Below are 328 nucleotides of genomic sequence, written 5' to 3' on the forward strand. Positions count from 1 at the left end.
CGCGCACCGAGGACGTCAGCATGAGGAAGAGCGACTCGGGCGTGGTGATGAGGATGTCGGGAGGGTGCGCCTGAAGGCGGCGCCGCTCGGCCGGCGGGGTATCGCCCGAGCGCACCCCCACGGACACCTCGCGGAACGGCGTTCCGTCGCGCACTGCCACGTTGGAGATGCCGACCAGGGGAGATCGGAGGTTGCGTTCGACGTCGACAGCCAGGGCCTTGAGCGGCGAGACATACAGGACCCGGACACCGGGGGCATCGTCCTCGCGGGGGCGCAGCAGCCGGTCGATCGCGGAGAGGAACGCGGCGAGCGTCTTGCCCGAGCCGGT

General features: G+C 71.0%; 1 protein-coding gene. It reads right to left on the reverse strand.

Features of this window, described 5'->3' with window-relative positions:
* The coding region (locus tag D9V41_RS17155; RefSeq protein ID WP_121795645.1) for a DEAD/DEAH box helicase at positions 1–328 on the reverse strand (328 nt) is incomplete at both ends.

The organism is Aeromicrobium phragmitis (assembly GCF_003674095.1).
Lineage (GTDB): Bacteria > Actinomycetota > Actinomycetes > Propionibacteriales > Nocardioidaceae > Aeromicrobium > Aeromicrobium phragmitis.